Annotated in this window: 12 protein-coding genes and 2 riboswitches; of the genes, 6 read left to right on the top strand and 6 right to left on the bottom strand. The window is 44.1% G+C overall.

Annotated elements, in window-relative coordinates:
* The coding region (locus EI161_RS10095; protein WP_192529416.1) for an IS30 family transposase at positions 1-279 on the top strand (279 nt) is incomplete at its 5' end.
* Between the two features lie 147 nt (positions 280-426).
* Here the strand turns inward: EI161_RS10095 and EI161_RS10090 are convergent.
* Positions 427-2,085 carry a phospholipase D family protein gene (locus EI161_RS10090; RefSeq protein WP_192524607.1) on the bottom strand — a complete coding sequence of 553 codons (1,659 nt, stop codon included), beginning with the start codon at positions 2,083-2,085 and terminating at the stop codon, positions 427-429.
* 376 nt (positions 2,086-2,461) lie between these two features.
* Here EI161_RS10090 and EI161_RS10085 point away from each other — a divergent pair, with 376 nt between their 5' ends.
* The 5 genes from EI161_RS10085 to EI161_RS10065 all read left to right on the top strand — a co-directional run bounded on the left by EI161_RS10085 (position 2,462) and on the right by EI161_RS10065 (position 7,365).
* Positions 2,462-3,112 carry a hypothetical protein gene (locus EI161_RS10085; RefSeq protein ID WP_192524608.1) on the top strand — a complete coding sequence of 217 codons (651 nt, stop codon included), beginning with the start codon at positions 2,462-2,464 and terminating at the stop codon, positions 3,110-3,112.
* 243 nt (positions 3,113-3,355) lie between these two features.
* Entirely contained in the window at positions 3,356-4,621 is a 1,266-nt protein-coding gene (locus EI161_RS10080) for an O-succinylhomoserine sulfhydrylase (protein ID WP_192529505.1), read from the top strand.
* An 81-nt stretch (positions 4,622-4,702) separates the two neighbouring features.
* Entirely contained in the window at positions 4,703-5,032 is a 330-nt protein-coding gene (locus tag EI161_RS10075) for a YbaB/EbfC family nucleoid-associated protein (RefSeq protein ID WP_192523222.1), read from the top strand.
* A gap of 263 nt (positions 5,033-5,295) precedes the next feature.
* Positions 5,296-5,889: a recombination mediator RecR gene (gene recR, locus EI161_RS10070; protein WP_192523223.1), complete on the top strand. Its 594-nt coding sequence runs from the start codon at positions 5,296-5,298 to the stop codon at positions 5,887-5,889.
* A 159-nt stretch (positions 5,890-6,048) separates the two neighbouring features.
* On the top strand, positions 6,049-7,365 hold the full coding sequence (locus tag EI161_RS10065; RefSeq protein ID WP_413038500.1) for a ribonuclease D: 1,317 nt from the start codon (positions 6,049-6,051) through the stop codon (positions 7,363-7,365).
* 39 nt (positions 7,366-7,404) lie between these two features.
* Here EI161_RS10065 and EI161_RS10060 read toward each other — a convergent pair whose 3' ends face one another.
* From EI161_RS10060 to gcvT, 5 genes are all read right to left on the bottom strand, one after another.
* A complete protein-coding gene (locus tag EI161_RS10060) occupies positions 7,405-8,079 on the bottom strand; it encodes an esterase/lipase family protein (RefSeq protein WP_192529504.1) in 675 nt (224 codons plus the stop codon).
* 230 nt (positions 8,080-8,309) lie between these two features.
* The gene (gene gcvP, locus EI161_RS10055; protein WP_192529503.1) at positions 8,310-11,207 is read right to left on the bottom strand and encodes an aminomethyl-transferring glycine dehydrogenase; all 2,898 of its coding nucleotides are present in this window, start codon (positions 11,205-11,207) and stop codon (positions 8,310-8,312) included.
* A gap of 60 nt (positions 11,208-11,267) precedes the next feature.
* The gene (locus EI161_RS10050; RefSeq protein ID WP_192529502.1) at positions 11,268-12,026 is read right to left on the bottom strand and encodes a nitroreductase family protein; all 759 of its coding nucleotides are present in this window, start codon (positions 12,024-12,026) and stop codon (positions 11,268-11,270) included.
* A gap of 283 nt (positions 12,027-12,309) precedes the next feature.
* Positions 12,310-12,690 (bottom strand): glycine cleavage system protein GcvH, encoded by a 381-nt coding sequence (gene gcvH / locus EI161_RS10045; protein ID WP_192523226.1) that lies wholly within the window; start codon positions 12,688-12,690, stop codon positions 12,310-12,312.
* 69 nt (positions 12,691-12,759) lie between these two features.
* On the bottom strand, positions 12,760-13,923 hold the full coding sequence (gene gcvT, locus EI161_RS10040; protein ID WP_192523227.1) for a glycine cleavage system aminomethyltransferase GcvT: 1,164 nt from the start codon (positions 13,921-13,923) through the stop codon (positions 12,760-12,762).
* Positions 13,924-14,095: 172 nt separating this feature from the next.
* Positions 14,096-14,214: riboswitch (glycine riboswitch) on the bottom strand.
* Between the two features lie 54 nt (positions 14,215-14,268).
* A riboswitch (glycine riboswitch) is annotated at positions 14,269-14,407 on the bottom strand.
* Positions 14,408-14,602 lie beyond the last annotated feature (195 nt).

Here is a 14,602-nt window from a genome sequence, read left to right as displayed (position 1 = left end):
AAGACCATTACCTCTGACAATGGTAAAGAGTTTGCTCAGCATAAGAAGGTGAAACGAAAGCTCTTTACTTCCTTCTTCTTTGCCGATGCTTATGCGTCATGGCAGCGAGGAACCAACGAGAATACTAACGGCTTAATCAGAGAGTTCTTGCCTAAGGGTTGTGACTTTAGACAAGTCTCTGATAATGATATACAGGACATTGAGAATAAACTAAACAACAGACCAAGAAAACGCTTAGGGTTTAAAACGCCCAATCAGGTGTTCTATAATATAATTTAGCGTTGCACTTGGTGTGTTAATCTAAGATTTAAAAGGGTGTTGATATAAGCTGTTTGGCTTATTAGAGTTTGCATTAAACATCCGAGCGCATTGAGTGTTGCTTAGTACCGCCAATAGCGCTGGGTTTATTTTATATGGGACTGTCTATTATAACAGCCAGTCAATCGGTAGCCATGACATAATGGTAAGCCAAACATGGTCGCTCATATCGACCCGTGGTTCAGAGTCATAAACCACTTTTTTATTATCTTCTACGGTATGCCATTGCAATTTACCATTGTCTGACAATTTAACTTCATAAGCCTGAGTCAACAAATCATCGCTGAGCGCATTATGCAACTGTCCTGCCAGCTCATCATCATTGATAATCACACCCATTTCGGTATTAATATTAGCGGAGCGAGGGTCGACATTATATGAGCCAATGAATACTTGGTAGTCATCAACGGCAAATGCTTTCGCATGTAGACTGGTTGAAGACTGACTACGGGCTTTCCATAGCTTGTTTTCGCGCTTTTCTTCAGAAGCGGTCGATTTTAACTCGTATATTTTTACCCCTGCGCGCAGTAGGTAAGGACGCCATTGACTATAGCCAGAATGCACCGCGGTCACATCGGTGGCATCAAACGAGTTGGTCAAGATTTTGATGTCGATACCAGATTCTGCCAATGCTACTAGTGTATTGACACCGTCTTTGGTCGGTACAAAGTAAGAGGAGATAATAGTCAGTTTTTTTGACGGACTACCTAACAAAGTACGTAGTTGATGTACCAAGTTGGTGTCAGATGGCACGGTTTTGGTTAATTTGCCCACATCATCACTCAAAAACTGCATGTCTGTCCAGCGGAAGGGCACGCGTTTATGGACTAGATCGCTGTCTATCGTAGAATCTTCAACAGCGGCTTTATAGACAGTCAGACTGCTGTTGTCATTATTTTTTTCGTCCTGTCCAAGCTTATCTAATGCCTCTAAGAAGTCAGGATTTTCTTCATTCTCAAGGGTCACTAAGGTTTCGATGTCGAATGACAAGGGTGATGACCAATAGCTTGCAAAGCTATTGTCGATGTCTGCGACTACTTTACCAATAAGTAAAACATCCAAATCTGCAAATTGGCTATTTTTATCGTTACTTAGGTATTCATTACCAATATTGCGCCCACCAATGATGGTGATTTGCTTATCAAAGGTCATACTTTTATTGTGCATACGGCGATTGATACGCGGCAAGCCTGTGAGGTAGTTCAACGTTTGAAACCGACGGTGCATCAAAGGGTTGATGATACGCACGGCGATATTGGGATGGCTTGCAAAGCGTAATAAATGCTGATCAAATTTGGCATTGTTATTAAAATCATCCAATAACAGTCGCACGATAATCCCGCGCTCAGCAGCTTCCCACAAGTCTTTCAATAGTAGCTGACCAGCTTGGTCGTCATGCCAAATATAATACTGTGCATCGATATTGCGTGTGGCCATATCTGTCAAGATACTGCGCGAAGCAAAGGCGTTGGCTCCAGTCACGATTGGATGATAGCCTGACAAATCAGGGTGGATATCGTTTTGTTCGCTTATGGCCGCTACCAAATCAATATTATTGATCTTGGATTTTTTACTTTGTCCGGTTTTTTGGCTGTTTTCTGATTGAGTGCTTTCTGAATTATATAATGCATTTACTCGCGCTGATAACGCTTGGCTCTCAGGCAGATGTGGCTGCTTGGGTAAAATTTGACAGCCAGTCATTCCTAAGGAAAGTCCAATCGCTAGAGTTAGCGATAGTTTTCTAGGGTTTAGAGTCAATGTCGACATAACGCGGTTACCTCAAAGAGTATCAGCAGTGCTTATTAATGGATATTCAACACACCCTAGTGTTTGTGTCGTTTTTTATTATAGATATAAGAGGTATAATAAAACTGCCTGCAGAGAAAATCAGTGCTGGCAAGCTTAGCAGGTGTTGGCACATCTGCCTATTATAAATACGTTAATTTTATTATGGACAGCTTTAGGTTTTCGCTTTAAGCTAATCCTGATTTATTAATAGTTCGCATAGTGACTCAACAAAATAACACTCTGTATTTAAAAATAAATTAGGGTAATCACACGATCACTGCATTTTAGATGACAATGCTAGGTTAGGAAAATAGCTAATTTGCGGCTTAATAAATTATGATTGAAGGATAAGGGGATGATGGCTTATCAATTAGACGGAGGTTTATCTGCAATCAAGTTATGTTTAGCGGTTCTTCCAGTAGTGTTGATATCGGCGTGCGCTTTAAAAACGGAGGTGCCTCCGGTCAATCCTAATCCTACTGACGAAATAATTATTTATGGCTCTCTACCCTCAGATGAAACGTTAGACTTACAGATGACAATGCGCTTTGAATCGGAAAGTAGATTTTGTGGAAACTACGTAGACATTTCACATGTGTATCAACTTAGCGAAATGTTGAAGATCAATGTAGAAAAGACTGCAAATCAATACCAAGCACATTTCTTTCGCGATGCCCTTAGTAAAGGTAAGTGTGATTGGTCATTGATCTATGTGACAGCCGAGTTGACCCATAAGGATGGTGGAAGCGATACGCGCAGGTTTTACAACGCCACTCCTAAAGACTTGGCTACTAAGCATTATGCCAGTAACATGCATAACGAAGAAGACTACCTGCTCGAAATAGAGTGTGATGCCAAACCTAGTAACCCATCAGGCAGCAACAGCGAGGGTGAAGCGGCAGCTCAGAAAGTTTTAGATTGCAGCAATGGTCGAGGAATGTTCTTGATGCCTGGAATCCAAAAGTACCACGTCGATTATAATTACACTGGTCACGGAGCTTTTTGAATTCGGGCAGTGAACTCAGGCCTTGAATTCAGAAATAGCATCAAGCTAGGATGTTTTGTTTCGATCAATTATCTCGGAGTACAAATCTAAAGATAGAAAAATATCAGTTAATATTAAGCCTAATGAGGTTTATAGATAGCGACATGATATTATAAAACAGCATTCAATTCCCTAAATTAATTATTGGTAAAAAGAAATAAAAATATTTTTAATGCAGTTAAAATTAACGGTAATGGATTAGTTATGAGTAAGTCGCAAGTGCAAGAAGATAGCAGTTTAGATCCAAACTGGCGCAACGATGCCCTAGATTTAGGGCTTGATTATGGCATGCAAACCATCGCCGTACGGGCAGGACAGCATCGTACTGATGAAGGTGAGCATTCAGAGCCTATTTTTACCACCAGCTCTTATGTTTACCATTCGGCGGCTGATGCCGCAGCGCATTTTGATGTCACCAAAACGGGCAACGTCTACTCGCGTCATACCAATCCCAGTGTACGCACCTTTGAGCGTCGCTTAGCTGCCCTTGAAAATGGTGCACGCGCGGTGGCGACAGCTTCGGGTATGGGTGCGATTTTGACCATGTGTTTGGCCTATCTAAAAGCAGGCGACCATCTGCTAGCGGCCAATCAGCTATTTGGCTCATCCATCGGTCTGTTTAACAATTACATGGCCAAATTTGGCGTCGAAGTCAGTTACGTTGATTGTTTTGATAATGAGGCATGGGCAAATGCGGTACAGTCCAATACCAAAGTGATTTATTGCGAAAGCCCCAGCAATCCATTGGCGCAGATTTGTGATATCGGTTATCTAGGCGAGCTGTGTAAAGCCAATGACATACTACTGGTAGTCGATAATTGCTTTGCTACGCCAGCCTTACAGCGTCCGCTTGATTTGGGTGCAGATGTAGTGATTCACTCTGCGACCAAGTATTTAGACGGGCAAGGGCGAGTATTAGGCGGTGCGTTGGTCGGCAGTGACAAGCTGATGCAAGAGGCATTTACCGTTGTCCGCTCAGGTGGCATCAGTATGAGCCCCTTTAACGCTTGGGTCTTCACCAAGGGGCTAGAAACGCTTAAGTTGCGTATGCAGGCGCATTGTAATAATGCCAATCAAGTAGCGGAGTTTTTGGTCAATCATCCCAATGTCAGTACGGTGCATTTCTCAGGGTTGAGCGATCATCCTTCTCATGAGCTCGCTACCCGCCAGCATCATATGAAAGGGGGTTATGGTGCTATCATGGGTTTTGAAGTGAAATCGTCTGCCAGTCTTGATTCAAAAGCCGCTGCTTGGCATGTGATTGATTCGACGCAAATGGTTTCTATCACCAATAATTTGGGTGATGCCAAAACCACGGTTACTCATCCTGCGACCACCACTCACTTTCGCCTGACGCCTGAAGCGCGAGCTGAGGCAGGCGTTAAAGATGGGCTTATCCGTCTATCGGTCGGTTTGGAAGATGTAGAGGACATCATTAAAGATTTGGCGCGCGGTTTAGACAGTTTGTAAAGATAACGGTATAATCACTACCAACGCATACATTTTACGTTGTCAAACACCACTTACCACTATAAAGACAAAGAGGCAGTTATGAATATTCAAGCATTAATGCAACAAGCCCAAACGATGCAAAAGAAAGTCGAAACAAACGTCGAAAATGCCAAAAAAGAGCTGGGCAATAAAGAAGTGCAAGCCGAAGCGGGCAGTGGTCTGGTCAAAGTGACTATGACAGGTCGCCATGTGGTCAAGCGTTTGACTATCGATCCAAGCTTATTGGAAGATGAGCCTGACATGATCGAAGATTTAATCGCAGCCGCTATCAATGATGCTGTGCGCCAGGCAGACGAGCTTTATGAAGAAACGATGGCTGGTGCTACCTCGGGTATGGGTCTGCCACCAGGTATGCAAGGTATGTTCTAATATCTGCCATAATATCTGTCCCAAAAATAAGTTAACGCTTAGCTATTCAGACTGGTCAGACTCGTTAGACCTACGAAGATAAAACTAGCACTCGTCTTTCTCGTTATCTTGAACTTTTGGCATTGATATACAGCTGGTTTTATATTTAGTTGACTGTATGTTATCTGACTGTAAGATCTAATGAATGGGGTTGTTATCAACACGATACGACCCCATTTTTATAGCTACTGTTTTTTAAATTAAGTTAAATAAAGGAAGACACTTTGCTGACAGCCAAATTTGATCAGCTGGTCAAACAGCTGCGTATTTTGCCGGGTGTGGGACAAAAGAGCGCCCAACGGATGGCGCTTCATCTGCTAAGTAAAAAGCGCCCTCAGGGCATGGCGCTCGCGCAAGCGCTTGATGAAGCGATGCGTGATATCGTTGAATGCCAGCGTTGCCATAGCTTTAGCGATGACGCTGTCTGCCCGCTGTGTCAAGATCCAAGGCGTGATGATAGGTTATTATGCGTGGTTGAAACCGCAGCAGACGTCATGGCTATTGAACAAACTGCGGGTTACCGTGGACGCTATTTTGTCTTAGGTGGCCATTTATCACCGATTGATGGGATTAGCGCCGACGACTTAAATATCGATCAGCTGGTTTGGCGAGTGAAGCAAGAGCCCGTTGAAGAGTTGATACTGGCAACGGGTACCACCGTCGAAGGGCAAACTACCGCACACTTTATCAGTGAAGCGGTCAATCGTCATGTCAATAAAGTGACGCGCTTAGCACAAGGTGTGCCGATGGGTGGTGAGCTTGAATACCTCGATAGTATGACCCTTGGGCAAGCCATGCAAAACCGCTCCTTTTTATAGCTTTGTTATAACTTGCTTATAAAAGCCAAGTGTTGCCCATTTTTTTATGGGATTGTTATAATTGTTTTAGTAGTGTTTTATCATTATTATTTTCGTCTCTCATTTTATTAAGACGCGGTTTAGCGTTTTATTTTCTCTTATTTATGCAGGTATCTGCCCGTGTCAAACATTGCTTCAAATGCTTCCACCGATTCAAACCCTCAAAATAGTTCTGCGGTTACTGATGGTGTGTCAACGCACTCAGTCAATCATGCTATGGCGTCAGCGGAGTTGCCGTCCGAACCAGATATCGATGCACTATTAGATAGTGCCGATGAGGTTGCTGTTACTTGGGTACGTGAGCAAAGTAGCTTGGACGAAGTGATTGCAGCATTAGCCGCTTGCGGGCGTGTGGCATTAGATACCGAGTTTATCAAGCGCGATACTTATTATCCACGTTTGGCGCTGGTGCAGCTGAATACTGGCGATCATGTATATCTATTAGATGCACCGCAGCTGCAACTGGCTGAACTGTGGCAAGCGCTCAGTGAAGTGGATGTGGCCATTTGGCATGCATGTGGTGAAGATTTGGGTATTTTTTATCTGTTGTCTGGTTGTCCGCCCTTGACCAATATTTTTGATACCCAAATCGCCCTGTCGTATTTGACGGGACAATTGCAAATGGGCTATCAGCAAGCGCTTGATGACCAATTGGACATGCATATCGATAAAGAGCAAAGCCAGTCAGATTGGCTAAAGCGTCCGCTATCAGACGAACAAGAGCAATACGCGATAGACGATGTGCGTTTTTTGCCAGCACTCTATTTAAGTCTTGAGTACGAGCTAAAAAAGCAAGGTTTGTACGATTATGTATGGGCGGACTGCCAGCTTTATGCCAGTGATTTATATGATGCTCAGCATGTTGAAGACGACGCAATGTATCTTACAATGGCAGATTATCGTTATACTTCTGAGCAAATGGCGATATTGCAAGCGGTGGCAACATGGCGAGAGGCGCTGGCACGTGCGACCAATCAGCCACGTACTTTTGTGATTAAAAAACAAGCGGTACGCGAAATCATCACTGAAAAACCAAATAGCATGCGAGAGTTGGCACATAAAACCACGATGCACCGTAGTATGTTGCGACTGTATGGTGAAGAATTGCTCAAGGTCATAAAAGATGCCAAAAACCTTCACCCTGCTGAACATCCAGCTTGTTTATTACCACCGTATCGTTCGAAAAACAAAGTCCTGTCAAAAGCCGTGCAACAAGCGATCGATGAGCAAGCAGAAGTTATTGGCGTACCTGCCAACGTATTGATGCGTAAAAAATGGCTGGGGCAGCTTTATGAGATTATTGCATTTGATAAAGACTTAAGCGAGCTGCCAGAGGGCTTAAAAGGCTGGCGCAACGACTGGGTTATGCATACCTTGATTCCTGTTATCACAGCCCATAAAATCGAGTTACAACAAGGCATGGGGATTAACGTTTAAAATAATATATAGTGAGTTTTCAATAAAAATCTGACTATATTAACGTCGAAACTGTCCATGTTGTAAAAAGTGAGCCGTTTGCTTGGCCACTGTTTTATCGACCAGCATCCCAGTATGCGAGACTGGTAAAATAATGTGATCAGTGGCTGACTTTATTTTAGTTTCTTCTACATATACCGTGCCATCGTGTAGCAGGTGTTCTGCTGATGGTATGTTATCTGCCTTACGTAGTTTGCGGTTATGATACTGTAAAAAAAATTGCCCTAAACCCTTGGGGTGATTCCCCGCAATCACGCCCAGAGTGATATGCTCAGGTAATGGTGCTACCGTACCATCTAGTGCATCGACGTAGGAGCGGCCCACAACAGCAGGGGTCAAGCGCCAAATATAATCAGCACAGACACTGCCTATATGCGGCGTTCCGAGTGTCACACAGCGTCCAATCTGCCATTTCGGATATTCAGTGATAAAATCACGAATAATTAACCCACCCAAACTATGACCGACCAAATCTATCGGCTGGTCTGGATGGTGGTTCTCTTCTAGCCAGCTATTTAGACGTGCGCTATTGGTCTTGATACCATCACGCATACTACGATAGCCAAATTGATGGGTATCAAACCCTGCTGCTTGCAAGCATTTAGCCAATGGGCGCATAATCCAAGCCGTTTGATGCAGACCATGAATCAGAATAACGCGGTTTTTTTGTTGCATGTTTGGTTCCAAGGCAGTGATTGAATAGATGCTATTTTAGTAAATTAAGTGGATATATATCTGTACTACTATAGTAGGTTGTTCTTAATGATTTAAATAGCAGTGACTTAAGTATTAAGAGTGTTACCTGTTGAGATGCTGCTGAAAAGACAGCCAAAATAAAAACCTCCAAATCAGCTGATTTGGAGGTTTTTTATATCATGATAATGAATGTTTATCGACAATGATGATTACATATAGTTTTCGATACTTGGGCAAGAACACATGAGATTTTTATCACCATAAGCGTCATCGACACGTGCCACACTTGGCCAGAACTTATTGTTACGGATGTAAGGCAGTGGGAACGCCGCTGTCTCACGGCTGTATGGATACGTCCATTCACCATCAGTAATCATCGCCGCGGTATGCGGGGCATTGACCAATGGGTTGTTTTCTGGCGTCCAGTTATCTTCGCCAGCTTTGGCTTTTAAGGCCTCTGCTTTGATAGATTTTAGCGCACTGATAAAGCGGTCTAGCTCTTCTTTAGATTCAGACTCGGTCGGCTCAATCATCAAGGTGCCCGCAACTGGGAAGCTCATAGTAGGTGAGTGGAAGCCATAATCCATCAAGCGCTTGGCGATATCACTTTCTGTGACGCCTGTTTCTTCTTTTAATGGACGAATATCGATGATGCATTCGTGGGCCACGCGGCCATTTTTGCCAGCATATAACACCGGGTAGTGGTCTTTTAATTCCGCAGCAACATAGTTGGCATTTAATAGTGCCAATTCAGTGGCTTTTAATAAACCATCACGTCCCATCATGGCAATATACATCCATGAGATTGGCAAAATACTTGCTGAGCCATAAGGGGCTGCCGATACCGCTGAGCAGTCTTTTTGCGCATTGTGTACAGGGCTTAAAGTATGGTTGGCCATATATGGTGCTAAATGTGCCTTCATACCGATAGGACCCATGCCTGGACCGCCGCCGCCGTGTGGAATACAGAAAGTTTTGTGCAAGTTCATGTGTAGGACATCTGCGCCAACGTCTGCAGGCTGCATCATACCGACCTGAGCATTCATATTAGCGCCATCCATATAGACTTGGGCACCATGTTTATGAATGAGGTCACAAATATCACGGATACCTTCTTCAAAAACACCATGCGTCGATGGATAAGTAATCATCAATGCGCCCAGCTTCGCGCTATGCTCTTCACATTTCGCCGTTAAGTCATCGATATCTACGTTACCATTGTCATCGGTTTTGACCACGACTACTTTCATACCCATCATAATGGCCGTAGCAGGGTTGGTGCCGTGCGCTGACATTGGAATCAAGCAAACGTCACGATCGGTCTCGCCCAGTGATTCGTGATAACGACGGATGGCAAGTAGACCTGCATACTCACCTGAGGCGCCAGAGTTTGGCTGCATAGACACATCATCAAAACCTGTGATGGCTTTGAGTTGGTCTTGTAGGCTATCAATCATCGCCACATAACCAGTTACTTGATCACGCGGTGCAAACGGATGCACATTGGCAAATTCAGGCCATGTAATCGGTAACATCTCACTGGTGGCATTCAATTTCATGGTACAGCTGCCGAGTGAAATCATGCTACGGTTCATCGCCAAATCTTTGTCTTCGAGCGATTTTAAATAACGTAGCATTTCGTGTTCGGTGTGATGCGAGTTGAATACTGGATGCGTTAAGATATCGTCAGTACGCAAGTGAGTGCTATCAAGAGAGACGCGCGCGTCTTTTGGTAGGTCGTGCGACTTACTAACGAATAGCTGAGTTAGTACTTTAAAGTCCTGTTCATCACTGGTTTCACTAAAAGAAACAGCAAGTTTGCTGTCGTCAAGACGCCATAAGTTGTAGCCAACATTGTCGGCATTTTCGAAAATTTGAGTGGCCAGTTTTTCTGAACCGCAATCAACCACGACGGTATCAAAGAATTGATCATGTGCCACGTTCAAATTGCTATCGTTAGCGCCTTTAATGACATCAGCAAAGGCAGTAGCAAATGCATGGATACGCGTGGCAATACGCTTAACACCATTTGGACCATGGTAGACGGCATACATACCCGCTAAGTTGGCCAGCAATACTTGTGAGGTACAGATGTTTGAGTTGGCTTTTTCGCGGCGGATATGTTGCTCACGGGTTTGTAGTGCCATACGTAGAGCAGTATTGCCTTGCGCGTCTTTTGAGACACCGATGATACGACCAGGTGCTGAGCGTTTGGCTTTATCTGAAAAAGCGAAGTAGGCCGCATGTGGACCACCAAAGCCCATTGGGATACCAAAACGCTGCGTGCTACCCAAAGCCACGTCTGCGCCCATATCTGCTGGTGATTTTAGCAGTACCAAGCTCATGATGTCACTGACAACGCTCACGTAGGTTTTATTTTCCTTCACAGCCGCGATGACGTCTGTTAAGTCTTTAACATCGCCTTCGACACCGACGTATTGGAATAATGCCCCAAAATAATCGCCAGACTTGGCCGTTTCAAAATCACCAACCACCACTTCCCAACCAAAGTACTTGGCGCGGGTATTGATAACATCAAGTGTTTGTGGATAGATGCGATCATCGACGAAAAATTTTGTTGATTTGCTTTTGCTCACGCGCTTAGACATTGACATCGCTTCAGCGGCAGCGGTTGCTTCATCAAGCAATGAAGCACCAGCCATCTCAAGACCCGTCAAATCAATACAAACTTGTTGGAAGTTAAGTAGCGCTTCTAGACGACCTTGGGCAATTTCTGCTTGATAAGGGGTGTAAGCAGTATACCAGCCTGGATTTTCAAGGACGTTGCGCTGAATAACAGCAGGCATGCGCACAGGTGAGTAACCTTGGCCGATATAGCTTTTATTAACGGTGATGTCATCAGCCATCACGCGCAATCTGGCGAGCGCAGCGTGTTCACTCATCGCGGCTGGCAAGTCCAATTCTTTGTGCAGGCGTACAGGTTCAGGCACCGTATCATTGATAAAGCTTGCCATATCTTTATAACCAACCGCACTGAGTAGATCCGCTTGCTTGGTTTCATTAGAGCCTAAATGACGATAGACAAATTCGGCTTCGTTGAATAAGCCTTGAAAGGTATCAAACGTCGGGTTTTGAGAGATAGTCATGACAATCCTTGGAAAAGAGTGAAAAGGAGCGTTCTATAATAAAAGTAGTGGTTCAACTAACTATACATAATGTACAAATTGATTTTGCTCAAAGCGGAACTGGGTATTATAGATACCATTATCAGCACGCTCACCAGCACCAATCATCATAACGATATGATGATCATCGCCTAGCTCTAACAAGCGCTTCATGGCAGGTTCGTCGAAACCACCCATCGGACAGCTATCGAAGCCATGCGCTCGCAATGCCAGCATTAGATTTCCAGCGGCTAACGAGGTATTATTGGTTGCCCAGTTTTTGGTATCTTCAAAGGTATAATAAGGCGATTTGATTGGACCTTTGACGCGTCTGACCACTTGAGTTGCACCCCATTTAGCGACGGATACAATGTTGGCAGGCCCACGTAAAAAGTCCAACGCGACGACTTTGTTATAGTAGTCTTTTACCTTTTTTGGCACCGGTGTATCAGGGAATTCACGTAGAACTTGCTGGGCGTGATCATGCCAAACGTCGGTACGAGCAACCACAGCGATTAAGCGTGCGGATGTTTTTGCGGCGTTTTGGTTCATGCAGTTTTTGACCGCGCGTTTACGACTATCCACATTATCGATAACATAAAACTCCCACGGCTGTAGGTTGCTAGAGTTTGGAGCTAACATGGCCAAACGCAAACAGTCGGATAATACGTCATCGGGTATCGGCGTGTCGGTAAAACGGCGTACTGATCGGCGTGACTCTACGACCTCACAAAACGCTTGTCGCTGCGGAGTATGAGTAGGCGTAGCAATGTTGTCTTTATTATCGGTATTGGCGTTCATATTAGGATCCATACTGGGAGTTGAGTGCTCAATTTGGCTCATTGTTGCGGCATATTTAAGAAATATGTCAAATGAGTAATACGAATAAACTAGCTAGCAATTGGGGATAATCAATTGGACGATGATTGTTTTTTAACGCTGATTTTTAAAGAAAATCGCTTTAAGCCAAAGAGGATAGATACCGACTGACGCCGGTATCTACAATAATGAAACCTGCTTGCTTTGTTATAAGTAGCGAGATTTAAGCTTAATATCGCTTGTAGAGTGAAGCGTGTAGCAGATATTACAGCTCATTTTCGTACTCGTCAGCAGTCAGTAATGCTTCATAGTCAGCCATGTTTTCAGGCTTCATTCTAAAGAACCAACCTTCGCCATATGGGTCAGAGTTGATGATTTCAGGGTCGTCTTCTAGCGCTTCGTTGATGGCAACGACTTCGCCTGAGATTGGAGCATAGACGTCAGAAGCGGCTTTAACAGATTCAACCACTGAGATTTCGTCATCAAGAGTGATGACGTCACCAACATCTGGTAATTCAACAAATACCACGTCACCCAATAATTCTTGAGCATGGTCAGTGATACCAACAGTAATTGTACCGTCGTCCTCTAGGCGTAGCCACTCGTGGCTGGCGATGTATTTTAATTCTGCTGGGATGTTACTCATGGTCTCTCTCCTAAGTGATAGAGGTTAATTAACAAAAATAATGCAAGCTAATAATAGAATTTATAACGGCTACGAGTCAAACTGCTGCTTGCCATTACGGACAAATGGTAATTTCAGGACGCGTACATCGACGAACTTACCTTTGCCGCGCAGATCAACTTGCACGCTATCCTCTTCTGACAAGCTGGTAGGAACGCGAGCGATAGCAATTGAGTTTTTGAGGCTAGGGGAGAATGTGCCACTGGTGATAACCCCTGTTTGCTCGTTGTCTGTGCCTTGATTGATGGTCACAGTCATACCTTCACGTAACACACCGCGTGTGGTCAGTAGTAGACCCACTTGCTTCATCGCTGTATTGTCATCTTTTGACTGTTTGCGTTTGCTTACAAGCGCCTCACGACCCACAAAATCTCGCTCGTCTTTTAGCGCCAGTGTCCAGCCCATATTCGATTCGTAAGGGCTGGTCTCTTCATTCATGTCATGACCATAAAGGTTCATGCCGGCTTCCATACGCAAGGTATCACGTGCGCCAAGACCAGCAGGTTTGACACCATTGGCTTTTAACTGTTCAAAGAAGGCAGGTGCTTCATCGGCATGCATAATCACTTCAACGCCATCTTCACCAGTATAACCAGTGCGAGCGACGAACCAATCTGACCCTTCGATATCGGTTAAATCGGCACCAACGAAAGGCTTAAGGCCTGCTAGGGTGTCTGCCCAGCTAGGTTTGATTTTCGCCAGTTTCTCAACGGCTTTTGGTCCTTGGACAGCAAGCATTGCCAAATCATTACGTTCCGTTAAGGTAACATCAAAGTCTTTGGCTACTTTTTCAAACTGTGCCATGTCTTTATCACGGGTCGCCGCGTTAGAGACGATGCGATATTCAGTTTCTTCGCTATTTGATAAATAAACGATTAAATCGTCGATGATACCGCCCATGTCATTCAACATAGGTGAATATAGGGCTTTACCGACAGTTTTTAATTTAGCAACGTCGTTGGCCAATAGCTTTTGTAGCCATGCTTTGGCATCGCTACCTTTAACATCAACGATAACCATATGAGAGACATCAAACATCCCTGCATCGTTACGTACAGCTTCGTGCTCTTCGATTTGTGAGCCGTAATGAATCGGCAGCTCCCAACCAGAAAAGTCCACCAGTTTGCCTTCACTATCGACGTGAGACTGGTAAAGGGGAGTGCGTTTGGGAGCTTGGGTGTGGGTATCAGTCATAACAAATCCTTATGTGAACATCAGCCTTTGTACTTAATTTAAGTACAAAGGCTGATGTTCATGATCATAGTGGCGAGCAGCAATATTGCAGGGTGCAAACATTGCAACCAAGGGTAGCACAGAAAAAATATAAAGCCGTCAGCCAAACAGACGCTGAACGTCAGTTTAAGCAAAAGCCCTATCTGTCCTGTAACCTGAGATTTTCAACACGAAGCATCATTTGATGTCGTATTTTCTCCCCTTCGGTGGGTAGGGCGTCGTCCGTCCTTACCGCTCTCCAGATTTGTTATGCCTTATATGTGTAGGCAATGCACCATCGATGGCGTACTGCTAAACAATAATGACATGTGTTTTTCAGTCCTGTTACCTGAGCGATTGGCAGGGTGTATGCGCCTTCGGTGGTCAATCAGCAATAAGTCATATCGTATGAACAATATAGTGCATTACGAGGTGTTTGCTAAAGACTCTCTCCTGAAAAACGCTTTTATTATGAAAGGTTCAGGCTGTTTTTACAAGCCATCAAATCGATTAAAATGCATAAACTTGGAAAGTACGGAGTTTTATCAGCATAATTGCCCAAAATATCAGGAAGATAAGTACTTCTATACCCCACTCTCAACATCAAAAGTGATTGAAAAAAGAAGAGCATCTCACTAATCTATTGTTTTCGACCAAGAAT

Source organism: Psychrobacter sp. FME5, assembly GCF_014861375.1.
Classification (GTDB): Bacteria; Pseudomonadota; Gammaproteobacteria; order Pseudomonadales; family Moraxellaceae; genus Psychrobacter.
This window is presented reverse-complemented; position numbering and strand designations above follow the sequence as displayed.

Bases quoted from the DNA above. Each gene is read 5' to 3' on its own strand.
- EI161_RS10090 (WP_192524607.1), bottom strand. From the start codon at position 2,085: ATGTCGACATTGACTCTAAACCCTAGAAAACTATCGCTAACTCTAGCG.
- EI161_RS10085 (WP_192524608.1), top strand. From the start codon at position 2,462: ATGATGGCTTATCAATTAGACGGAGGTTTATCTGCAATCAAGTTATGT.
- EI161_RS10080 (WP_192529505.1), top strand. From the start codon at position 3,356: ATGAGTAAGTCGCAAGTGCAAGAAGATAGCAGTTTAGATCCAAACTGG.
- EI161_RS10075 (WP_192523222.1), top strand. From the start codon at position 4,703: ATGAATATTCAAGCATTAATGCAACAAGCCCAAACGATGCAAAAGAAA.
- EI161_RS10060 (WP_192529504.1), bottom strand. From the start codon at position 8,079: ATGCAACAAAAAAACCGCGTTATTCTGATTCATGGTCTGCATCAAACG.
- gcvP (WP_192529503.1), bottom strand. From the start codon at position 11,207: ATGACTATCTCTCAAAACCCGACGTTTGATACCTTTCAAGGCTTATTC.
- EI161_RS10050 (WP_192529502.1), bottom strand. From the start codon at position 12,026: ATGAACGCCAATACCGATAATAAAGACAACATTGCTACGCCTACTCAT.
- gcvH (WP_192523226.1), bottom strand. From the start codon at position 12,690: ATGAGTAACATCCCAGCAGAATTAAAATACATCGCCAGCCACGAGTGG.
- gcvT (WP_192523227.1), bottom strand. From the start codon at position 13,923: ATGACTGATACCCACACCCAAGCTCCCAAACGCACTCCCCTTTACCAG.